Below are 21909 nucleotides of genomic sequence, written 5' to 3' on the forward strand. Positions count from 1 at the left end.
ACCTAATGATCCCCGCTAACCACCCCGCAGGCTCCAAGAGCTATGAGGTCAACGCTTACGAGATCAACGCCAGCTACGGCCTTGTTCTCACGATCTGGTTCACCCGTGAGCGATTCCCCGACGACACCGACCCCGAAATGCTCAAGGAGCTCGCCGTCTTCCTCTCCCGCGAGGTGAAGGACCGCATCGCGAGCAAGTGGGCAGATCGAGTGCCAGCCAATGTCCGGCTGGTGCCGGAAAGCGACCCGCTGGCCGGACGAAACCAACGCGTGGTGCGGATCACCGAGCATGCCCCTGGCCGCTATCCCAGCCCGGGTGAACCCTGCAACTGCATCCAGGTGATCTTCGACAACCAGACCACAGCAACAACGAAGGAAACCCAACCATGACCACCACACTCAACCGTCCCGCTCTTTCCGCTGAGTCCGCCCGCGAGCAGGCTTACACCCAGTCCGCCTCCGACTGGATCGACCACGCCGACACCTTCCGCCGCCTGGCGGCAGTCGCATTCGAGCGAGCCCAGGGGGAGGATGACTCCTATTGCCGTCGGATGGATGAAGACCTCGCGATCGCCTACACGTCCGCCTATATCGCGTGCACGCAGAAGGGCATGGCGATGCAGACACCAGTCGATACCGAGCGCAGCGTCCACCGACTGCCCCCGTCCGTCACGGAGCTGCTCCTCGACTATGCCCAGGGCCGCGATATCGACCCGCGAGACACCGAGCTGCTGCGCCAGAACGCGCTCGTGGAGTACGGCACCGACCGCATCACCCGTGAAGGAATGCGCATCGTTGCTCACTGGCGCGGCGAGATCAGCTTTCCACGGGCCTAATGCGGACACGTCAGCTGCGGATCCCGTCCGGGCGGTTAATCACCGTGGTCATCGACGGCCAGCAGCTCACACACGTGGCGTACGGGGATCTGTGCCAGAACCTGCCAGCCAGTTGGCGGGACAGCCTCCCCCACCACCAACGCCGCCCGATGTTCTACCGAATCTTTGCAGAGGTATCCGACTTGAAGCAGCTAACCACCACCGACCGGATCGACAAGAAGGCCCGCAACGCCCTCGAAGAGCTCCTCGACAACCTTCACAAAATCCTTAACGAGCAGACCCACGACCAGCAGGAGAAGAAATGACCACGACCACCCACCTCGAGCGCACGCCCATCCCACAGGCTCGTCGAGCACAGCGGCAGTGCATGCCCCTCCCCCTCGCTGCCCCAGCCCCAGCCCCAGCGCCCGCGGCACAGATCGACCGGCAAGAACAGGATGACGCCGAGCAGGCTCGACTGCCGGAATGGGCGGACTACCTCGTCATTCTGCTGCTGGCGGTCGTGGCTATCCAGATCGCGATCCTGGTGGTGTTCAACGTCCTTCGAGCGCTGTGGCTATGGTGAACGACCCTTACACACAGGCAGACCTGCCCCCGCATGAGCAGCCGCTCGGGGTGTGTATGTCCCCGGCCTGGTCAGCGAAGCCGGGCACACCGAGCCTGTGGGAGACCGCGGAAAACGAGACATGGGTGACCCGCGTGTCTCGTTTCGAGAAGGCTCGGCAGCTGTGCTTGGAATGCCCAGCCTTGGCCGCGTGTCAGGCGTATGCCGACGACATGGAGCGCCAGGGCTGGGCCATCGATGGGGTCGTCGCCGGGCGGGTGCCTCCAGAGCCCGGCAGGCGGCGGTGCCATCGGTGCCACCGGTACTTCATCCCCACATCCTCGTCTGCCCGCAGCAATGATCTAGCGGCGCGCGAGTACCGGCGGGGATTGTGCCGGAACTGCTACCGAATCGAAGTGGACAACCCGAAACCCCGCTCGCGCCGAGCGGGCAAGAGGAAAGGGAGGTAGCCGAATGATTCGCTTCTCCGTAGTGCCCCGCGCGCGATAGCGCTGACCGCCGTTCCGTGGCCCGATTGTTTTGTGTTCTGTGTTGATGACTGGTGAGGATTCCCTGATGGTGTTTGTGCGTGAGTACCGCCTAGCGGAGCCCCGTTTCGGAGGTGTGCGCTGATGGCGTGGATTCGTGTATCTGACACATTCAATTCCGCACCAGAGTGGATGAAAGCTCGCGAGCTGGCTGTGGATCGTCGTGATGGGCGCTTGGTGGCCGAGCTACGTGGGCATGCGATGGCGATGTTCGCTTGGTCTGCCCAGAACTTCACTGACTACGTGGTGCCCTTGGGCGCTGCTGTGGAGATCTGTGGGGTGGATCGAGTGGAGCAGGTGCTGGCCGATCTCGTGACGATCGGCATCTGCGAGGTCGCTGACGCTGATGGGGAAAGGCGGTGGCGGCTCGTGGAGCGGGCTTCCTTCGTCCACCTCATTAAGTCCGATCAAAAGCTGTTGAACGCAAAGCGGAAACGGGATCAGCGAAAGGCGAGCCTCGTCGTCCCAGTGCTGCTCCGTGATGGTAGCGAATGCCGCTACTGCGGGGAGCAGGTCAATTGGGATGACCATAGGCACGAGGGTGGCGGCACCTTCGATCATCGGGACGTGGAAGCAGAGACCACGACGGAGAACTACGTCGTGGCGTGCCGTGGCTGCAATCGGCTGCGCGCTGACTTCGATGACCCCGATGAGCAGTTGCCGTTGCTCGACCCACCAGAGCAGCCGATCTATGATGCCCAGCTTTGCAAGAAGCTGGCAGTGTGGCCACGCATCGTGGCCGCCGAGGCATCGCGAATGGGATTCCCGAACCCGCTTGTCAGCCATGGCGAGCTGGGCAAGGTTGAGTCCCCGTCGAAGAACGGGCGTCCGAATGGACTTAATGCTGTTGAGTCAGAGTCTGGTCGAGTCCAGTCTCCGGAACCCCCTGCCAGGCCAGCAGGGGTTGATCCGCAGGTGGCGGCCTCACATCCAGTGAGGAAGACGCGGCCCGCTAATGGGACAGGATTCCTGGACAATGATTCCGGCACCCGCACCGAGACTAAGCGACGCCGCAAGCGTCGCAGGCGTTAACGACCTGCGGCACTCCCTTGCGGTGATACACCTCTAGATCAACCAGCTGCCCTTGTGGTTCAGGCGTGTTTGGGCTCCGCCCCACGCCCCTTTTCGCGTACCCATTTCAGCCCGCCCGGGCTTTCGTTTTTGTCCCAGGACAGGCTGGGACAGTCATCGCCCGCGGCTGGGAGGCCGGGACGGGACGGGACGGGACGGGACGGGACGGGACGGGACGGGACGGGGTGGCTTACCGTTACCACCCTCTTACGGTGAGGTTTTCTTCTTAGGTTGTCTGTCTGCTTCTTGTCTGTGTGGTTCTGGTGTGGGGCTGTTGGTGTGTCTTCTTGAGGGAGGTTTGTGTCGTGGATGTTGCGGATAGGTACGTGTTGGTTTCGGCGTTGCGTGATGCTGTGGTGTTGGTGCCGAAGTTGGATCAGTTTCTTGTGCCTCGTGTTGCTCCGTCTGGTGAGAATGCTGGGGTGGCTCCGAGGCGTCCGGGGTCGCGGGCTCCGGTGGATGAGTCGGTGTTGGCGGTCAAGGAGCGGGTGGAGGATGTGGTCTTCACGTGGTGTGGGTCGGTGGCTGAGGCGACGGGGGTTCCGGCTCCGGGTGGTCGGTCGGTCGAGGTGCGGGCGGCGTGGCTGGCTGACTTGGTTGATGATGTCGCGGAGTGTGAGTGGGCGGAGTTGATGCTGGAGGATGTGGTGCGCGCGGTGCGTGCCGTGCGTGATGTGGTGGAGCCTGCTCCTTCTAGTGTGGTGGAGGTTGGCGGTGGTGGTGTTCTGCTGAACACGGGTGGGCGGGGTTCGCTGGGCGCGGTCGTTGGTGGTGGGGAGTGGATGCCGGTAGCTGATGTGGTTGCTGGGCTAGGTTCGTTGGGCTTTCGGGTTTCGGCGTCGAGTGTGTACGGGTGGGTGCGGTCTGGCCGGGTGGGGTCTGTGGTCAGTGACTCGGGGGTGTTGGTCTCTCCGTCGGAGGTGGCCAGGCTCGCGGTGAAGCGCCGGCGGTAGGTCACCGGGGCGCAGTGCCTCGGGCGGGGTGGGTGTACCGGGGTGCCCTATGCCGGGGTGGGTGCACCGGGGCCCACCGGGGTACGGGGGCCAGCACGGGGCGGGACGCCGGGGCAGCGAGGGGTGGCGGCGCGTTGCGCGTACTCGACGGTGTTGGTGGGAGTGCCGACATGGTTGCTGCTCGCTGGTCGCGCGTTGGTGGGTCTCGCACCTGGTGTGTGGGCTGCGTGGCCTGGTGGGTGGTCGGTTGCTGGTGCACGGTGGTCAGCGCCGTGGTTCGTGGCGTGGTCGTGTGTGCTCGCGTGCTAGAAGGCTGGCAGCCGTCGGCAGCAGTAGGTGGCAGCGTCACCTGTGCTTGGTGTTGGTGCGTTGTGGTCGGTCGTGGCGTGAGCGGTTCATCGTCGCCGGGTGTTGGCGCTGCGATCGTGGGAGATTCAAGCACTGTTGACTGCTTGGGTTGGTTGCATGTGATTACTCAAAAGCGCAGGTGACAGTGGTTATCGCGAACATAGCTTTTAGATGGTTGGTTATGGTGTGTTGTAGCGGTCATGATGTGAGGAAGCATGATCGCTGACCGTCGCAATTTTGGTTCCGACACCTTCGGTGCCTTCTGGTCTCGTTGCTGAACTCGGGTTCTCGTTTAAGGCTGGCCGCCACTTCTGTGGTGACCAGCCTTTTACGATGCGCAAGGGTTTTAGTGACGAGGTTGGTTATTGCGGCGGTGCGTGAGGGTTAGATGGTGACGTGCGTAGCGCGCCGCGTATCGGGAGGTGAGTGGTCTGTCTCGTACAGCTCACTCGCGTTACCGGGCGCGGCGTGCTCGCATTCTTAGCGGCCAGCACATCGTGTGTGCCTGGTGCGGTCAGCCCATCGATAAGCGCTTGAAGTTCCCCCACCCGATGTCACCGACAGCGGATCACGTGCACCCCGTATCCCGCGGGGGTTCAAACTTCGGCAGGCTCCAACCAATGCATCTTCTGTGTAACCAGCAAAAAGGCGCTGGGTTCTCGCAGTTCGATTCGGTTCACGCCCGCCGGTGGTAGCCCTCCGGGCCCCGGTGAGGGCGCTGGCACCCCGCTCCCCCGTTCGGGGGTGACGTTTGGCGGCAAAACCACCCGGGGGGTTGCCCCCCTCAAACCTGCAGGGCATAGCACACGGCATTGCAGTAGATATCCCCCCGCGCTGGAATTCTCCAACCCCCAAAAACAGGATTGCCAAAAATCCTATCCCCCGAGCGACGCTGACGCGAATTCAGCGCCCTCGCGACTTTTTCGCACCCCCGCGATTCCCAACCCCTCTAATCCGCACTTTTTGAATCACCTAGAAACATGTGACAAATAGCAGGCCAGAGCCTATTTCCTGGTAACATAAGGGGCATGAGAACCTGCGAGTCCTGCGGCGATGAACTCACCAAGCCGCGCCGGGGCCCGTGGCCGAAGACCTGCGGCCAACGGTGCCGTAAGCGGCTCTCCCGTGCCCGCACGACCGTAGGAACCAACTCGAACAGCCCCTACCCCGTCGCAATGCGGGCTCTCCCCCGGTGGACACGCGCAGCAGGAAAACGCCCCATCACCATCACCGGCGCGCCCGCATCCACGACCAACCCCTCCACATGGACGCGCTTCGCCACCGTCGAAAACGATGCCCACGGCATCATGCTCGGCGACGGGCTCGGCTGCATCGATCTCGATGATTGCTTCACCGCCACCGGCGAGCTCACCCCACTAGCCGCGCGGATCGTCGCGAAGAACCCAAAGGCCTTCATCGAAGTCAGCCAATCCGGTAAGGGGCTGCATATCTTCGGCCTACGACCGGAAGGCCCCGGAATCCGCCGGGGCGGCCTCGAGGTCTACTCCTGGGGCCGGTTCATCCGCACCACCGGCGACATCTACCAGCACGGCGGACTCGAAGAGCTCAACGTCTAACCCCGACCAGCCACAGCCCCCTCTCCTCCTCACGCCCCGTCTCACCCACCAACTACGCGTCGAGGAGGTACAGCCGTGTCCCGCCCACCCCGCAAAGCACTACCAGCCGCCAGGGATAAAGACCCCGCCCTTCTCCTTATCGCGCTTCGCGACCGCCTCGCCGACGAGATCGACCGCACCGAAGACCCCCGCGAGCTAACCGCCCTCACTCGCCAGCTGCTAGACGTTCGCGCTCACCTGCGCACCGAGAGCGCCGCAGCATCAGAAAAGGTAACCCCGATTGACTCAATCCTCCGCCGTAGGCAAGCAAACGCCTAGCTACTCCTTCTTCCCCACGATCACCGCCTCCGACGCCACCGACGCCATCGAACTATCCGAGGCCTACGGGCTAACCCCCGACCCTTTCCAGCGCTTCGTCTTAGAGTCATGGAAGGCGCGCCGGGCGGACGGGAAGCTCGCGTCCTCGCGTGTGGGGTTGTCGGTGCCACGCCAGAACGGAAAGAACGGAGCACTGGAGGCCTCCGAGCTGTTCGACATCCTCGTTCTCGGCCGGAAGGTGCTGCACACTGCTCACGAGACGAAGACCTCGCAGCAGGCGTTCCGCCGCCTTGCGAGCTTCTTCCGCCCTGAGGTGAATCCTGATCTCGCCCGCCAGGTTGAGCAGATCCGTCAGGTCAACGGGCAGGAGGCAATCGTGCTGCGTAATGGCGGCGAGATTCGCTTCATTGCTCGGACGAAGAACTCGGGTCGTGGGTTCACCGCTGACACTCTTGTCCTCGACGAGGCGCAGGAGCTGAATATGGAGGCGCTCGGCGCTCTCCTGCCCGCGATCTCGTCCGGCCCCGCTGGCGACCCCCAGCAGATCTATCTGGGCACCCCGCCGGGGCCAACCAACGACGGCGAGATCTTCACCAAGCTGCGCAACGACGGCCACGAGGCCACGGATCCACGACTGTCGTGGATTGAGTGGTCAGCCGATCGAGGGTGCGACCTCGACGACACTGAGCAGTGGGCACAGGCCAACCCTGCGCTAGGCACCCGCTTGATGTGGGATGTCGTTTACGACGAGCGCGCCGCGCTCGATGATGAGACCTTCGCCCGCGAGCGTCTCGGCATGTGGTCGACGGAAGAATCCGCCCGGGTGATTCCCCAGGCCGACTGGGAGGCCTGCGCTGAACCGAACATGCGCGACGCTGGCGGCGAGGTTGCCATCGCGGTGGACATCTCCCCCGCCCGCTCCACAGCCTCGATCGCCGCCGCGGGGCTCACCGTTGATGGTGCCCCGTGGGTCGATGTCATTGAGACCCGCCACGGCACCCCAGACTGGCTGCTCGAGCGGATCGTGGCGATCTGTGGCCGCCAGCCTGTCCGCGCCGTCCTGATCGACGGCAAGGGGCCGGCCGCGTCCCTGATCGACCCGCTCAAGCGCCGCAAGATCAAGGTTTCCATCACCACCGGCTACAACATGGCGGCAGCAGCCGCCGACTTCTACGACGCGGTGCTATCCCACCGCCTCGTCCACCTCGACCAGCCCGCCCTGAACGTCGCTGTCGCAAGCGCCCGGAAACGTCGCCTCGGCGACGCCTGGGCATGGAACCGCAAGGACGTGGAGTCCGACATCACCCCCTTGGTCTCCGCGACTCTCGCGCTGTTTGGGCAGTCCTACTCCGACGTCGTCCGCCCCACGCCCCGGAAAACTCGCAGAAAGGTGATCGTCCTATGAGCACTCTCACCCCACACGAGACAGCACTAACCCAACAGCTGCTCTCCCAGCTCGCAGGCTTCCAGTCCGCGAACCGCAACCACGAGCAGTACTACGCCGGCACCTTCAAACCCCGCTACCTCGGCATCGGCCTACCCGAGATCGCCAAGAACCTCGAAATGGTCGCGGGCTGGCCAGCCACCACCGTCGACGTACTCGAAGAACGCCTCGATATCCTCGGCTGGACAAACGACGACCTCGGCACAGTATTCGCTGACAACGCCCTGGACGTGGAAGCCTCCCAGGTTCACCTCGACGCCCTGATCTACGGCACCGCATTCGTCTCCGTCACCGCAGGCAACGGGGACGACGAGCCCGAGGTGCTCGTCCTCGGCCACGACGCCAAGACCACCACCGGCTACTACAACCCCCGAACCCGCCGCCTCGACGCGGCAATCACCAAAACCGTCAGCCCCGACGGCAAGACCGTAGAGGCCACCCTGTGGGGCCCGCACGAGCTCGTCGTCTCGCGCCGGGAGAACGACACCAGCCCCTGGGAGGTCACCAACCGCATCCGCCACGGGTTCCGCCGTGTGCCAATGATTCCCTTCATCAACCGCCCCCGCGTCGGCGACCGCAAGGGACGATCGGAGATCTCCCGAGCGGTCCGCCGCTACACAGACTCCGCGGTGCGAGCGCTCACCTCCATGGACGTCAACAGGGAGTTCTTCAGCGCCCCACAGCGCTACGCCGTCGGCGTCTCCGAGGAAGACTTCACCGACGCCTCCGGCAACCGGAAGAATCCCTGGCAAACGGTCACTGGCCGTATCTGGGCAGTGCCTGGTGCCGAGGAAGGCCAGCCCCAAACCCAGCTCGGCCAGTTCGACCCAATCAGCGCTGGCCCCTACCTCGAGCAGGTCAAGGGGCTAGCCCAACTCCTCGCCGCCGAGGCCTCAATCCCCGCCTCCTACCTTGGCTTCACGACCGAGAACCCCTCCTCGGCTGACGCGATCCGCCAGATGGAGGCACGTCTGGTTAAACGCGCCGAGCGGCGCCAAACCCAGTTCGGCCACTCATGGAACCAGGTCGGCCAACTCGCCCAGCAGGCACTCGGGATCCCCAACGACAACCCCAACATCAAATGGGCCGAAGCCTCCACCCCGACACTGGCCGCGACCATGGACGCCATGGTTAAGGCCGTCCAGGTCGGCATCCTGCCCCCGGGCCCCGTCATCTGGGACAGGCTCCGGTTCAGCCCAGAAGAGCAACGCCTCCTCTCTCAAGAGGTGGCCACGCGCCGGGCAGAGGGGCGTGCAGCGATGTTGGCGGGGCTCGCGCAGCGTGGCCAGGAGGTTCCCGACTTGATCGGTGACGATACGTTTGGAGGCATGCCGGATGGATTATCAGTCGATCAGGCGTAACTATGCGGGCACGCTCGACGGTCTCGAGAAGCTCGCGTGGCGTGATCTGCTGGCGTGGTGGAATGCCACGGAGGGCACTCCTTTCCTGCAGCGTCGTGCGCTGATGGAGGAGCCATTCACAGCGATCACCACAGCATATGGGGAGCAGGCGGCGCATGCCGCGGCTGATTATCTGTTCCTGCAGCGATCGCTTGATGAGACGCTGGCGCGTCTGGATTATCCAGAGGTTGCTGATCCAGTGGCTTATGAGCAGGCCGTGGCGGCGTACAGGTCGGCGACGCGGCTGTCCAACAGGGATTTCAAACAGCTCATGGAGTTGGGCAAGGACTATGCCGGAAACCAATTCAACGTGGTCACGATGAAAAAGCTATCGGGCGCGTTGAACCGCATGGTGCTGCTGCCCGCGCGTTCGACGATCGTCAACAATCTGGGCAGTGATCGTTCGTTCGCTCGTGTCCCGGAGCCTGGGGCGTGCTCGTGGTGCCTCATGCTGGCCTCCCGCGGTGCGGTGTATCGTGCCAGCACCGCGCTCTATAAGGACGGTGCGCGCTACCACGACAACTGCCGGTGCGTCGCCATCGAGGTAAGCGCCCACGCCCCGTTGCCGAGGATTAACCAGGAGCTAGAGGCTGCCTGGAAGGAAGCCCAAGAAGGTGGTGGCACCCAGGCGGATCTGTACCGCAACTGGGAGGACTACCTACAACGGCGGTCAGCAGTGCTGCAGTCGCAGGTGAGGTTCCCTGATATCCCCGGGGTGAAGACCCCGACGTACGAGGGGACGGGAAAGAGACTCGCAACGGTCAAAACGTGGGGAGGGAAAACCACAGAGATTGAGTTCCCTCTGCCAGACCTGCAGCAGATGCCCGGACACGTCCTGTACGGCTGGAATACCGCCCCGCCGTTCTCTACCTCCCGCCGCTCCTCGCGCGGGCGTAAGCCTGGCGATTACTCGATGGACAATGCCTTTGGGCATCGCCACGGATCACAGGCTAAAGGGAAAACCACGTTCCCCGCCCACTGGTCGGATCAGAAGGTCGTTGATTCTGTCCGAGAAGTGTTGGAAAACGGCGAGGCAACAATCCGACCAGCGCCCCGCGGGCTGGTGAAGGACCGTGACGGAAACGAATGGAAGCCATCGTATGACTACGAAGTACGTACACAAGGTATTATTGATGGTGTTTCCATCATGACGGTTTTCCTCGTTGTCGATGGAACGCCACTAAAAGCCACCGGGTACCCAAGCAGGTGATTCCCTTGACTTCCAAGAAATTCGACACAGCTGCCGATCTCTACGCATACTTCCGGGAAAAGTATCCTGTCGAAACACAAGTTCATGACGACTTCGACCAAAGAGACGTACGCTGGGCTAACGAATCAGGCGAAGCCGGGCAATATGTCGATGCAATGGATATCCTGATCGGTGGCTTTCCCGATTTCTACGACGAAGAAATCAGAACCATCATCCGCGATAACTTCGACCTCTTGTGGGGCTACAACGCCGATGAGTTCCTCGCGATGAAAGTAGGGGCCCTCTAAGCCCCGCCGCATAACTTCATATCGGCCACCTGGACGGGTAAAGCCGGGGTTCGAATCCCCGCATGGCCTCTGCAAAACCCCATTCCCTTAGAAGACACATAACGAGCCCGGCGCTCGCGTCACAAAAAAGGGGGTGGGGTTTTGCTATGCCCAAAACATGACTGTCGCATTCCCAGGAGGAGCACCATGGATAAGCCAACCCCCACCCCCGCAGACGTGGCAAAGCTCACCGCGAACAAAACCCCGGACGCGCCGGGCGCCACTGAGCAGCCAGCAAACCAGGAGAGTCCCACCCCGGATTCCAAGCCGGAGGAGCTCACCCGCGAGCAGCTGCTCAAGGAGCTCGCTAGCGTGCGACGGGAGGCGGCGAACTACCGCACCCAGCGCAATGAGCTAAAGCCCCTGGCCGAGAAGTACCAGGCCGCCGAGGAGGCGAAGAAAACCGAGCTGGAGAAGGCCCAGGAGCGCATCAAGGCACTGGAAACCCAGGCCGAAACCTCCCAGGCCGAACTCGTCCGCGCCAAGGTCGCCGCGGAAACCGGGGTACCCGCCCACCTACTGCCCGCAGGCTCCCAGGAGGACGTCACAGCAGCAGCTCAGGCACTCGTCGAGTGGGCAGGCAAGACCACCACCCCGCCAACCGCCCCGGTTGTCCCTGGGGTGGGGCGTACATCCAATGGTGATGACCGCGACGCGAAGGCCCGCCAAATCCTCGGCATCTAAACACCACCCGGCGCCCCGTATGGGGTGCCTACAACGAAAGGAATGGTTGCTATGGCAACGCTATCCACCGACACGCTCGGAGGCCTGCTCCCCCGCTCCGTCTCCGAGGACATCTGGAAGGCCGCCACCCAGGCGGCTGTCGTCCCGACTCTCGCCAAGGCACACCCAATCATCCTCGGCGAGAACATCATCCCCGTGCTCTCCAAGCGCCCCGCCGCATCCATCGTCGGCGAGCTGGAGAACAAGCCAGGCTCCGAGATCGAACTCGGCGCTAAGTCCATCAAGCCGATCAAGGCCGTCGTCGGCCTCGAGTTCTCCATGGAGACCGTCCACGCCAACCCGGCCAACGTCATGGACATGCTCTCCGAAGAGCTCTCCGAGGCGCTCGCCCGCCAGATCGACCTGGCCATCCTCCACGGCCGACAGGCATCCACCGGCACCGCTCTCTCCGGCGACCCGGACTACATCAACAAGACCACCAACCGCGTCGAGCTCACCGACAACCCAGCATCCGCCGACCAGGCACTCTGGGACGGCTACGAGCTCGTCGTCGGCGGCGAGAAGGCCTACAACTTCACCGGCTTCGGCTTCGACCCGCGCTTCACCGCGCGCCTAGCCAACGCCCGCGACAAGGAAGGCCGCCGACTCAACCCGGATATCCCCATGGGCGGAGGGCTCTCCAACTACTCCGGCCAGCCGGTCGTGACCTCCCGCACCATCTCCGGCCAGGTCGACGCCTCCGACGACAGCGGTGTACGCGCCTTCGGCGGCGACTGGGAGCAGCTCCGCTTCGGCCGCGCCCTAGACATCAACCTCAAGAAGATTGAATACGGCGACCCCTTTGGCAACGGCGACCTCCAGCGTCGCAACGCCGTCGCCTTCCTCTCCGAGGTCATCTTCGGCTGGGGAATCCTCAACACCGACGCCTTCGTCGCCTACGACGCCCCAAAGGCCGAGTAGCCCAGGCATCACCATGAGGATCCAAAACACCACCACCGGCACGATCTGCCACGCCTCCGGCGACCGAGCACAACAGCTCATTGCCGAAGGCCACTGGCAGCCCGCCGACACCAAACCGAAAACCACAAAGACCACCACCCGCAAGACCAAGCCGAAGACCACAAAGGCCACCGCCAACCCCACCGGCGGCGCGGTCTAACCACCACAAGGAGGTGACACCATGCCAGCAGTAGAAATCACCACCGACGACATCCTCGTCTTCAACCCCGACCTCGACCCCGACCAAGTAGAAATCCTCATCCGCGATGGACTCGCCCTCGCGCGCCGGGCGGCGCCGTGCATCGACCAGGAGGAGTTTCTGTACCCGGAGGCGGCCGAGGCGGTGATTAGGTCGGCGATTCTGCGGTGGGCTGAGTCTGGTTCTGGTGCGATCACCCAGGAATCGAACACGGCAGGGCCGTGGAGTTTCCAGCAGACGTTCGACACGCGTTCTGCTCGTCGGTCGTTGTTTTGGCCGTCTGAGGTCACGGAGCTGCAGCGGCTCTGCCAGACCAGTGGGCAGGGGGCGTTTTCGATTGACACGATCCCCACCAACGGGGCGTGCAGTCATTCGCCCGAGTGTTCCGTTCGCTTTGGTGGGTTGTGCAGTTGTGGGGCTGTGCTGAACGCGGATCGGGGTGCCCTGTGGTGATCCGCAAGGCCAGGTTCCCAGCTCTGTATGCCGTCGAGGTGCTCACGCCTGATCCGCCTGGAGTGGACAGGCTGGGCAACCCGAAGCCATCCGGCACGTTCAGTGCTAAGACCATCAGCGTCATTGGGTGGCACACAGGTTCGACTGAGGAGGTCTTCGGCGACTCGGTGCTGCGAACGAAGGACACGTTGTCCTTGTACGTGCATGCCGACGCTGCCCCTCAGCCGGATCAACGTATTCGTCTACCTGATGGGTCTGAGTGGGACGTGGACGGCCACCCTATCGATCATCGTCACGGCCCCTGGTTCGACCCAGGGGCCGTGGTCGTCAGCTGTAAGAAAGTGGAGGGCTAAACCATGCCTCTGATTGTCCAGACCACCGAGGGCCCAGATATCGCTTTCGACACCGATGCGTGCACGGTGACCGATAGCGGGGCTCTGGTCGTTTACACGCCAGTGGAGCCGCGTGTCGTCGTCGCGGGGTTCTCCCCCACGGTGTGGCAGACGTTTCACTTCGAACCACCCGAGGACGAGAGCTAATGCGCTTCCGCTGGAACCGTGACGTCTTCGAGGAGCTGCGCCGTGAATCAGGTATTCAGGACGCAGTAGACGACGCAGCCGATGGCATCGCGGAGGCCGCTGGTGAAGGGTTCATTGTCGATTCGATGCAGGGTAAGAGCCGCTACCGGGCGATCGTGGCCCCACAGACTCGGCTGGCGCACCGGCGTAACGCGAAGCATAACGTGCTGTTGAAGGCCGTTAACGCCCGCAAAGGTTAGGAGGCCATCGGTTGCTTGCCCTTGAGCTAGTCGCCCCACTCGTTCGCTCCCAGGTGGAGTGCCCAGTCGTGACGAAAATCCCCCGTCCCCGTCCGCCGGTGTTCATCCGCCTCGATCAATCCGCACCGGTGCGAGTCAACCCTGTAGTAGACCGCACTGAGCTGATCGTCCAGGTGTACGCGCCAGACGCTGACACCGCGCTCGGCATCGCCGAGCAAGTCAGGGAATGGTTGCTCGACCTCGACGCTCATGACGCGCGGGTGCAGCAATGGTCTGAATCCGCCGGCCCCTATGAGTTCCCCGACCCAGACCTGCCAGAGATTCAGCGCTGGCAGATCTCCGGCACCATCTACCACCACATCCTCTAAGCATTCTCTGATCCCAAACCCCACCGTGCATCACGCCGGTGGGGTTGCTGTATGCATGAAAGGAAGCCTGCTCATGGCTAACAAGATTTTCCGTAACAAGGCCAACGTCCTGCTTGGCGCTCCCGATGTCGCCGCCGCCGGTGGCGCTGTCTCTATCGTCACGCCCGCCGCGGATAAGACGCTCTACCCAACTGATGCGGTCACCGAGCTGAATGAGGGGCTCAACCCACAGCCCGGCGGCTATGTAACTCCGGACGGTCTGTCCAAGGCCGTGGAGATCGACACCGAGGACATCGAGGACTGGAACGGTGACCTCGTCCTCCGCCCGATGTCCAAGCGCACCGTCACCCTGAGCCTGACGTTCATGGAGACCGCCAACGAGTCCGTCCTCAAGATCGTCAACCCGGAAGGCGCGGTAAGCACCGACGACACCGGCAAGGTCATCGAGGTCAAGGATCTTGCGAACGATAACCCGCACTTCGGCATCGTCTTCGAGATCAAGGGCTCTCGTAACCGCAAGATCCGCATCTACGCCCCGTACGCGCAGATCACCGATCTCGGCGACATCCAGTACACCCGCTCCTCCGCAGTCCAGTACGAAGCAACGATCACCTGCTACGTCGATGACCACGGGGCAGCGCTCTACACCTGGATCCAGACCATCGACGACACCACCGCCGATAAGGGCACCACCAACGACCAGGGTGCCGAGTCCCCGGGCACCGCGCTGGAGTCCTAACCCCTCGCCACCATCACCCTCACCCCTCACTTCTCTTCATCCCCTCGTTCCCAAAAGATTTGGAGTTACACCTTGTCCGCAAAAGTCTTCACCTGGACGATCAACAACGGCCCCAAGGCAGGTAAGACCATCACGCTGCCAGCCGACCCCGTCAACAAGCTCGGCGTCGGCTTCCACCGCCGCCACCGCAAGGACTCCCCAGAAGAGCAGATGTGGGCGCAGGTCGAAGCCCTGGCCGACGATAAGAACCTCGATCTCATTGACACCCTCTGGCCAGACGAGTTCTCCGAGTTCATGGAAGCCTGGCAGGGCGGCTCCATGGGGGAATCCAACGAGTCCTCGGAATCCTAGAAGACCCTGACCGCAAAGCAGCCCTCGAAGTCGACCTCATCGACCGAGGGCTGCGCCTGCGGTGGCTCATGGACGGCACCGACCGACTCACCTACCGCGACATCGCCGTCATCACCGCCAACCCCACCCCCACCAGTCACCTCGCAGCCCTCGACAGCCCCGAACACTACGGCTGGACAACCAACACCTACCTCCTCGCCCACATCATCGACGCACTCAACGGCGCGAACTGGCAACGATCCGGCCAACCAACCCAAAAACGCCCCAAGCCATTCCCGCGCCCAACAACTCCTCAAGACCCAGACCACATTCCCACCGGCGACGAGGCCGGAACCATCACCCCAGAGGCAACTCCAATCAACGAGCTACGCGAGTGGCTCGCAGCCACCACCAAGCCCCGCCCCTCAACCGCCTAGGCACCCACAACAACACCGCAAGGAGACACCATGCCAGCCAAAACCGGCAACGAGATCGCCCACGTCTATGTCTCCGTCATCCCCGAAACCTCCAAGATCGCCCCCGGCATCAAAAGCGCCTTCAAGGGCGTAGACGCCACCGCCGAGAAAACCGGCAAATCCATGGGCAACCGCCTCACCAGCGCCGTCGGAAAAACCTTCAAAGCAGGCGCAATCGGCATCGGAGCCGCCGCAGGCGCAGCCCTCGGAGGTTCCCTCGCCAAAGGCCTAGGGCGCCTCAGCGCCATCGAAAACGCCCAAGCCAAACTCCGCGGCCTCGGCAACTCCGCCAACGACGTCTCCCAAATCATGGACAACGCCCTCGCCTCCGTGAAGGGCACAAGCTTCGGACTCGGCGAAGCAGCCACCACCGCCGCCGGAGCAGTCGCCGCAGGCATCGCGCCGGGCAGGGAGCTGGAGAACGTGCTGAAGGCGGTGGCCAATACGGCCGCGGCGTCTGGCACGTCGATGGAGGAAATGGGGGCGATCTACAACAAGGTCGCGTCCTTCGGTAAGGCGCAAAACGATGTGCTCCAGCAGGTCGCTAGCCGTGGTATCCCGATCTATGAGGCGCTGGCTAAGCAGATGAACGTCACCTCGGAAGAGGTGTTCAAGCTCGCTTCTGATGGGTCCATTAACTTCGAGACGTTCCAGAAGGCCATGACCGAGGCCGGTGGCACGGTGGCGAAGGAGCTCGGCCAGACGACCACCGGCTCGATCGAGAACGCCGCGGCAGCGATGGGCAGGTTCGGTGAGAAACTGGCCGCCCCGGTGTTCGCTAGCGCGCCCGCCATCATCGGCGGGGTGACGAGTGTGTTCGATGGGCTCACGGACGCGATCGCCCCGGCCAGTGAACGCATCGGTGAAGTGCTCGCCCCGGCGCTGGAATCTGTTGCCCAGAAGATGGAGACCACCCTAGCCCCGGCTGTGGCTCGTGGTGCTGAGGAATTCGGCAAGATCGCAGTCGCCTTCACGGAGGCTGCGGTCGATCCACAGCTATGGGAGCGCATCGGCTCTACGTTCTCCTCGATCGGCTCTGTAGTCGCCGATCTGTGGCCGTCGGTGCAGTCCCTCGCGGGCGCCTTCGTTCGTGTGGCTACGTCGTTCAGTATCGCCACGTGGCAAGCCTTCGGCGCCGTGGTCGGGGCGCTAGCCCCTGTGCTCGAGCACACGCTTGTTCCTGTGCTCAACACGATCGCAGATGTTGCCGAAGGCCACCCTGGCCTGGTGAAGGCAATGGTCGCGGCCTGGCTCGGGTTCAAGGGCATTAACGCTGCGATCGTGCCGTTGAAGAACGTTGGCGGGGCCGTGAGGTTCGTGTCCGGCGTGCTCACTGCAGGTGGCGGGCCCGGGGCTGCGATCCTGAAGTTCGCGGCGTCCGCGTCTTCGGCGAATCCGATCATCGCGAAGATCGGGTCGGCGTTTGTCGGCCTGGGGAAGAACCTGATTAAGGTCGGCAACGTCACCCAGGTGCTCGCCCCGCTGGCCTCCGCGTTGAAGGCCGGATTGTCGCTGGTTAACCCGTGGGTGGCAGGGTTCGCTGCCCTGTCCGCCGCTGCCGTCTGGTTCTTCACCAAGACGGAGGTGGGGCAGCGGATTTTCCAGGCTGCCACTGATGCGCTCAAGGCCGCGTGGGAGTCTACGGTTAACGCGCTCAAGGCGGGGTGGGACGCTATCACCTCGGTGTTCTCTACCGCCTGGGAGTGGCTGAACTCCAGCGTGTTCGAGCCGATCAAGACTGCCTTCGAGGGGCTGAAAGCCCTGTTCCTAGAGGGAGACTTCACCGGCGCTTTGCGTGAGGCCTTCGGCTGGGAGGAGGACTCGCCCATCGTCGGCGTGCTGCTGAAGGTTCGCGATGTGGCGATCGCCGTCAAGGACGGGGTCGTCGCCACCTGGGCCATGCTGCAGGACAAGTGGACGGAATTCACTACCGGGCTCGGACAGTTCTACGAGACGTGGATCCAGCCGCTCGTGACCCTCGGGGCGACGATCGGTGAAGCAATCGGCACGGCCGTCGGGTGGGTTTCCGACAAGCTCGGCGCACTATTCACGTGGATTGGTGAGAAGCTCGGCAATGCTGCCGGATGGGTTTCCGAAAAGCTCGGCACGGTTTATGAGGCCGTCGTCAGTGTGTTCACCAGTGTCGTGGACTGGATCAGGGAGCGTTTCTCCCAGATGCAGGAGGTGTTCCAACCGTTTGCTGATTCCGCCCGCGATATTTTCCGCCTGGTCGGCAGCATCATCCAAGATGTTTGGGAAGGCACCGTTCAGAGTGTTTTCGATGCGTGGAAGCTCGCCGCCAGCCTGCTTGGCAATGCTATGCAGACTGCGGGGAACATCATCAAGCTCGCGTGGAATGCTCTGGGCCAGACAGTGCAGTCGGTGTGGACCAACATCATCAGGCCACCGTTGACTTTCTTCCGCCAGCTTGGTGGCCTGCTCGCTGACGTGCTCACTGGAGATTTCCAGAACATCGGCAACAGATTCCGTGAGCTGGGCAGTGTCCTCAAGGCCACTGTCACTGGCCCCATCAACGCTGCCTTTGACCTATTCAAGATCGCCGCGAATCTCGCGAAGGACTCCTTTAACGTCTTCCGCGACGGAGTAAGCCAGGCAACCAACAAGATCAAGGGCTACATCTCTGATCTTGCTGCCAACTTCCGCGGCCTGCCGAGGAAGATCAAGGCGGCCTTCTCCGGGGCTGGCACGTGGCTCGTTGAGGCCGGCAAGTCCATCATTCGGGGGCTGGCCAACGGCATCCGTTCCGCTGGGTCGATGGTCGCCGACGCGATCCGAGCCGTCGTACCCGACAGCTTGGAAAGGTTCGTGCCCGGATTGCATTTCGGAGGGATTATCCCCGCCTTTGCGCGTGGTGGTGTGCTCCCTGATGTCCCTGGTGTGTCTCGTACCCAACGCGACCCAATCCTGGGCTGGTCGGCTGACCAGAAAGTGCCAGTCGCTCGCGTCGAACCGGGCGAGTTCATTGTGAACCGCGAGCAGACGAAGCGGCACCTACCGCTCCTGGCAGCGATCAATGCCGGGCGGGTCAACCCCAAGATGGGTGACCTGGGCGGGTTCGCGAATCTGCCGGGCTATGCCAAGGGCGGCATCGCCTCCGCACCAGATCTGCTGAAATTCGCCCGTGGGCAAGCCGTCAACGGGCGGAAGGCTGCACGCTCTCTCCAAGGAGCACCCTATGTGTGGGGAGGCTCGAACTGGGGCGACTGCTCAGGCGCAATGAGTCAGTTCGCAAGCGCCGTGTCGAACGCTGGGAACTGGCTTACCCGGAAGTTCGCGACCGGCACGCAGGCCACCTGGTTGGCACAGCACGGATTTAAACCTGGCCTGGGTTCAGGCGCGCGGTTCGCCACCGGCTTTTTCAATGGTGGACCGTATGGTGGACACACCTCCGGAACGATCTACTTCGGTAACGGAAAACGTGTCAACGTCGAGATGGGCGGTGGCGCGGGTGGGCAAGGAAAGATCGGTGGTGCCGCGGCCGGTGCTGACCACTCCCAATACACACACCGGTACCACTACCCGCTGGCAGGCGGACCATCATCCAACAAGCCACGGAACACGGCGACGTGGGGCCCTTCTTTCTTCGTCGGCGAGATCGTCCGCAAGTCCGAGGACATGAAGCTCGATGGCCTCGCCGCGAAAATCGGTGTGGCCACCGCGCTCGTGGAGTCGGGCGACCCGTTGAAGATGTACGCCAACAGGTCTGTCCCTGAGTCCTTGAAGTACCGTCACGACGCGGTGGGATCAGACCACGATTCGGTGGGGCTGTTCCAGCAGCGGAATAACGGTGCATGGGGCACGGTCAAGCAGCGCATGACACCGTACGATTCGGCGGGCATGTTCTTCCGCAAGTTGAAGTCGTTCGACTACCGGAAGATGGATCCGGGTGCTGCCGCGCAGAAGGTGCAGGTAAGTGCCTTCCCCGACCGGTACGGCAAGAAGATGGGCCGAGCCCAAGCGCTGATTAAGCAGTACGGGTCTACCGGGGTTTCCGCCCAAGCAGAGACTCTGGCAGGCGGCGGTGTGGAGTCCACCTCCTCTTCGGGCATCACCCTCACAGGTGGTGAGCAGATCGACTGGGGTGAGGCGTCGAACCTCTACTCCGAGATCAAGCGCGAACGCGATCTAGCCAAGAAGCTAGCCCGCTGGCGCCGCGGTGCGTTCGACCGAGGCGGCATCGCCCGCGGCATCGGCTTCATGCCGAAGGCCACCATCAAGCCCGAGCGCGTCTTGAACCCGTCAAACACCAAGGCGTTTGACCAACTCCCAGGCGCGCTCGCAGATGTGGCAAACAAGCTCGGGATCTCCGCCGAGGCGCAAGCCATGGCAGCCCGGGCAATGTCCAACGTGGAAGCCGCCATCACAAGCTTCAACGTCAAGGACGCGATCAAGCTCGGCGACATGCTGGGCCTTGAGAAGATCACTGGGGTGTTCAAGGGCAGCGTCACCGCATACGACGAGATGCAGACCGCCCACGCCGCCCAGGTTGATGCCGCCGACGGCGTGAAGCAAGCCGAGAAGAACTTGGCGACCGCGCGCCGGGAGTATGCCGAGGCTCTGGCCGAGGATACTGAGCTGACCGTGAAGCAGAAGCGGAAGCTGGAGGATGCGCAAGCTGCCGTCGTCGCGGCGAAGAAGCCCGATAAGAAGGGCAACGTCAATGCCGACAAGGTAGCCAAGGCCGAGCTCCGGCTTAAGCGTGTCCAGGAGGATATCGCCGCCGAGCAGGAGAAGACGGGCAAGAAGCAATCCGACAAGGTGAAGGAGGCTGCAGAAAATCTCACGAAGGCTGAGGACGAGCTCGCGGCTGCCCGGTATGTGGTGACCGCTGCGGCTAAGGCCGCAGGCTTCGCCGAGATCGGCATGGTTCTGGCCGTCGCCGAGATCGTGGGCAAGGTCGCGAAGAAGATCGGGACGGCGATCCGTGCTGCCCGTCAGGGTATGGCCGACGCTCGTGCAGAGTCGATGAAGGCAGTGTCCGAATGGACACAGCTGGTGGACTCGCAGCGGGAGACGGTCTCCAAGCTGAAAATGAGCCTGATCGATGCACAGATCGCGCTCACCAGCGCAGCGTGGAAGACCCGCCTCTCCGTAGCTGATGTGACCCGCGCCCAGCTTGAGGGCGCGAAGAACGTCGCCGAGGCTGAGGCGAAGCTCAAGGCAGAGCGGGAGCGCGTCGCCCGTGCGGGCATGTTGCACTACAACGACATGCGCGCCGCATACGACCGTTTCCGTCTTGCTGAGCGTGACGCGATGGCCGGAAGACTGGACGACTTCATCCGCATCACCCCGGAAATCCGGGCACTGGAGCACGAGGTCAACGTCGCCCGGATCGAGGGAATCCAGGGCCAGCACAAGGCTGTGCTCGCCTCCCTGGAGGCAATGCACGCCCAGCAGCTGGCAGCCCTCGATCTCGCCAGCACAACCCTGCAGCTGCAGCAGCAGACCGCCCAGCTCGCACAGATGGCCCAAACCCACTTTGGACTCACCAGCGAGCAGGCACTCACTGGCGCGAACACCGCGGCCCTCGAGGCCGAGGCACTGCGCCTGCGGGGTAAGACGAACCGGGGCATCGGCTGGGTCGGTGATTTCCTCACCGACCCGATCGAGACCCTCCGGTACGCATTCGGCGGCGCGCGCGCCGATAAGGCACGCCTCAAGCAGCTGGAAGCACAGATCGCCGAGCGTAACGCCGCAGGCCTAGGCACCGGCGTCGAGCTGGATCCGAAGATCGCCCGGCAGGCGCAGATGCTCTTCGGCCGAGGGCTGGAGGAAGAAGCCCGCAACCTGCTGGCATCCTCCTCCTGGGGTGACGCCCAACGCGCCCTCGATGCGGCCAAGGAGCAGCAGCAGATCCTCGGAATGCGGCAAGCCGAAGAGGCACTCAAGGCCTCGAAGGAACGCCTGCAAGCGCTCGTCGACTTCGAGACGAAGGCGAACCCGCTTCGCCAGCAGCTTGATGCCCTCGAGTCCGCAGCCAGCGCAGAGAAGCACCGAGCAGAGTACTGGCGGGAGGAATCCCCCGCCGTCCGCGAGGCGCTCAAGGCACTGGCCGACTTCGAAGCCTCCAACGCCACCGACCTCATCGCCGCCAGCCGCGGGCAAAAGACCACCCTCAACCTGACGATCCCCAACCAGGACGTCTACACCCGCGAACAGATGGACGCCGTCCTCAACCTCCTCACCGAGATCCCAGAACTGGAATCCCGAATCGAAAGAATCGAAAACCCACCAACCGGCGCCAACGCACTGATGAACGCCCGCCTCGGCCGCTAACCACCAACAAGA

24 protein-coding genes are annotated in these 21909 nt (G+C 63.2%); all 24 read left to right on the forward strand.

The window, feature by feature from the left end; all coding sequences use genetic code 11:
* Window positions 1-5: 5 nt before the first annotated feature.
* The 24 genes from CU_RS07085 (at window position 6) to CU_RS07205 (ending at window position 21897) form a co-directional block, all read left to right on the forward strand.
* Window positions 6-389: a hypothetical protein gene (locus tag CU_RS07085; protein WP_095075326.1), complete on the forward strand. Its 384-nt coding sequence runs from the start codon at window positions 6-8 to the stop codon at window positions 387-389.
* Window positions 386-835, forward strand: coding sequence for a hypothetical protein (locus CU_RS07090; protein ID WP_012360653.1), 450 nt, complete (start codon window positions 386-388; stop codon window positions 833-835). Before CU_RS07085 ends, CU_RS07090 begins: the two co-directional genes overlap by 4 nt.
* Complete coding sequence (locus CU_RS07095; RefSeq protein ID WP_012360654.1) at window positions 835-1140, forward strand: hypothetical protein; 306 nt, start codon at window positions 835-837, stop codon at window positions 1138-1140. Before CU_RS07090 ends, CU_RS07095 begins: the two co-directional genes overlap by 1 nt.
* Window positions 1137-1400 carry a hypothetical protein gene (locus CU_RS07100; protein WP_012360655.1) on the forward strand — a complete coding sequence of 88 codons (264 nt, stop codon included), beginning with the start codon at window positions 1137-1139 and terminating at the stop codon, window positions 1398-1400. Before CU_RS07095 ends, CU_RS07100 begins: the two co-directional genes overlap by 4 nt.
* 611 nt (window positions 1401-2011) lie before the next feature.
* Window positions 2012-2959 carry an HNH endonuclease gene (locus CU_RS07105; RefSeq protein WP_012360657.1) on the forward strand — a complete coding sequence of 316 codons (948 nt, stop codon included), beginning with the start codon at window positions 2012-2014 and terminating at the stop codon, window positions 2957-2959.
* A 461-nt stretch (window positions 2960-3420) separates the two neighbouring features.
* On the forward strand, window positions 3421-3951 hold the full coding sequence (locus CU_RS07110) for a hypothetical protein (RefSeq protein ID WP_148264200.1): 531 nt from the start codon (window positions 3421-3423) through the stop codon (window positions 3949-3951).
* An 845-nt stretch (window positions 3952-4796) separates the two neighbouring features.
* The gene (locus CU_RS11140) at window positions 4797-4994 is read left to right on the forward strand and encodes an HNH endonuclease (protein WP_371441306.1); all 198 of its coding nucleotides are present in this window, start codon (window positions 4797-4799) and stop codon (window positions 4992-4994) included.
* 333 nt (window positions 4995-5327) lie between these two features.
* Window positions 5328-5876, forward strand: coding sequence for a bifunctional DNA primase/polymerase (locus tag CU_RS07120; RefSeq protein WP_012360659.1), 549 nt, complete (start codon window positions 5328-5330; stop codon window positions 5874-5876).
* Between the two features lie 75 nt (window positions 5877-5951).
* Entirely contained in the window at window positions 5952-6194 is a 243-nt protein-coding gene (locus CU_RS10640) for a hypothetical protein (protein ID WP_041628499.1), read from the forward strand.
* Window positions 6157-7599 (forward strand): terminase TerL endonuclease subunit, encoded by a 1443-nt coding sequence (locus tag CU_RS10720; protein WP_012360660.1) that lies wholly within the window; start codon window positions 6157-6159, stop codon window positions 7597-7599. The genes CU_RS10640 and CU_RS10720 overlap by 38 nt, the downstream gene beginning before the upstream one ends.
* Entirely contained in the window at window positions 7596-8999 is a 1404-nt protein-coding gene (locus tag CU_RS07135; RefSeq protein WP_012360661.1) for a phage portal protein, read from the forward strand. Before CU_RS10720 ends, CU_RS07135 begins: the two co-directional genes overlap by 4 nt.
* Window positions 8974-10248 (forward strand): EndoU domain-containing protein, encoded by a 1275-nt coding sequence (locus CU_RS10155; protein WP_012360662.1) that lies wholly within the window; start codon window positions 8974-8976, stop codon window positions 10246-10248. Before CU_RS07135 ends, CU_RS10155 begins: the two co-directional genes overlap by 26 nt.
* A 5-nt stretch (window positions 10249-10253) precedes the next feature.
* Window positions 10254-10535 (forward strand): hypothetical protein, encoded by a 282-nt coding sequence (locus CU_RS07145; protein ID WP_148264202.1) that lies wholly within the window; start codon window positions 10254-10256, stop codon window positions 10533-10535.
* 186 nt (window positions 10536-10721) lie between these two features.
* Window positions 10722-11258 carry a hypothetical protein gene (locus tag CU_RS10160; RefSeq protein ID WP_012360664.1) on the forward strand — a complete coding sequence of 179 codons (537 nt, stop codon included), beginning with the start codon at window positions 10722-10724 and terminating at the stop codon, window positions 11256-11258.
* A gap of 51 nt (window positions 11259-11309) precedes the next feature.
* Entirely contained in the window at window positions 11310-12218 is a 909-nt protein-coding gene (locus tag CU_RS07155) for a phage major capsid protein (protein ID WP_012360665.1), read from the forward strand.
* Window positions 12219-12231: 13 nt separating this feature from the next.
* Complete coding sequence (locus CU_RS07160) at window positions 12232-12417, forward strand: DUF7302 family protein (protein WP_041628500.1); 186 nt, start codon at window positions 12232-12234, stop codon at window positions 12415-12417.
* A 21-nt stretch (window positions 12418-12438) separates the two neighbouring features.
* Window positions 12439-12909, forward strand: coding sequence for a hypothetical protein (locus CU_RS07165; RefSeq protein WP_012360666.1), 471 nt, complete (start codon window positions 12439-12441; stop codon window positions 12907-12909).
* A gap of 356 nt (window positions 12910-13265) precedes the next feature.
* Entirely contained in the window at window positions 13266-13448 is a 183-nt protein-coding gene (locus CU_RS07175; protein WP_012360668.1) for a hypothetical protein, read from the forward strand.
* Window positions 13448-13687 carry a hypothetical protein gene (locus tag CU_RS07180; RefSeq protein WP_012360669.1) on the forward strand — a complete coding sequence of 80 codons (240 nt, stop codon included), beginning with the start codon at window positions 13448-13450 and terminating at the stop codon, window positions 13685-13687. The genes CU_RS07175 and CU_RS07180 overlap by 1 nt, the downstream gene beginning before the upstream one ends.
* A 68-nt stretch (window positions 13688-13755) precedes the next feature.
* Window positions 13756-14055 carry a hypothetical protein gene (locus CU_RS07185; RefSeq protein WP_012360670.1) on the forward strand — a complete coding sequence of 100 codons (300 nt, stop codon included), beginning with the start codon at window positions 13756-13758 and terminating at the stop codon, window positions 14053-14055.
* Window positions 14056-14128: 73 nt separating this feature from the next.
* The gene (locus CU_RS07190; RefSeq protein WP_041628503.1) at window positions 14129-14794 is read left to right on the forward strand and encodes a phage tail tube protein; all 666 of its coding nucleotides are present in this window, start codon (window positions 14129-14131) and stop codon (window positions 14792-14794) included.
* Between the two features lie 72 nt (window positions 14795-14866).
* Window positions 14867-15145: a hypothetical protein gene (locus CU_RS07195; protein ID WP_012360672.1), complete on the forward strand. Its 279-nt coding sequence runs from the start codon at window positions 14867-14869 to the stop codon at window positions 15143-15145.
* Window positions 15146-15213: 68 nt separating this feature from the next.
* Complete coding sequence (locus tag CU_RS10165) at window positions 15214-15561, forward strand: hypothetical protein (protein WP_012360673.1); 348 nt, start codon at window positions 15214-15216, stop codon at window positions 15559-15561.
* Window positions 15562-15591: 30 nt separating this feature from the next.
* A complete protein-coding gene (locus tag CU_RS07205; RefSeq protein ID WP_012360674.1) occupies window positions 15592-21897 on the forward strand; it encodes a tape measure protein in 6306 nt (2101 codons plus the stop codon).
* Window positions 21898-21909: the final 12 nt, after the last annotated feature.

Origin of the sequence: Corynebacterium urealyticum DSM 7109 (genome assembly GCF_000069945.1) — a bacterium.
GTDB classification, from domain to species: Bacteria; Actinomycetota; Actinomycetes; order Mycobacteriales; family Mycobacteriaceae; genus Corynebacterium; species Corynebacterium urealyticum.